Here is a 502-nt window from a genome sequence, read left to right as displayed (position 1 = left end):
GCGCCGGCCACCCCCGCCATCATCAAGCTGGCGGCGGCCGCGAAAAGTATCGTCTTTCGCATGGATATTCCTTCCCTCGGTTTGGAAAACGGTCGTTTTGGGCTGACTCGGTCACCTCAACCGCCAAATGGGATCGGAAGGTGTCGTCGAGCGGGTCATTGCATGACCATTGGATGGCGACAATGTGCGCTCCGCGCCCACACAAACTCGCTTTTGGGAGCAATCGCTGATGGCAAGAATTTCCCGTGCCGCCTATGCGCAGATGTACGGCCCCACGGTCGGCGACAAGGTGCGGCTTGCCGACACCCAGCTCTTTATCGAGGTCGAGAAGGATTTTACCGTCCATGGCGAGGAAGTGAAATTCGGCGGCGGCAAGGTCATCCGCGACGGCATGGGCCAGAGCCAGGTATCTAGGGCGGGCGGCGCCGTCGACACCGTCATCACCAACGCGCTGGTCGTCGACGCGCTCGCCGGGATCGTCAAGGCCGATATCGGCCTGAAG

The 502-nt window shown here is 61.4% G+C and carries 1 pseudogene; it reads left to right on the top strand.

The features are described from left to right. Positions 1–226 precede the first annotated feature (226 nt). A pseudogene (gene ureC / locus EOA60_RS36745) lies at positions 227–502 on the top strand (urease subunit alpha); the annotation flags it as partial.

Source organism: Mesorhizobium sp. M1A.F.Ca.IN.020.06.1.1 (genome assembly GCF_004023265.1).
Taxonomy (GTDB): domain Bacteria; phylum Pseudomonadota; class Alphaproteobacteria; order Rhizobiales; family Rhizobiaceae; genus Mesorhizobium.
The sequence above is the reverse complement of the archived record's forward strand: the minus strand, read 5'-3'. Positions and strand labels throughout refer to the sequence as shown.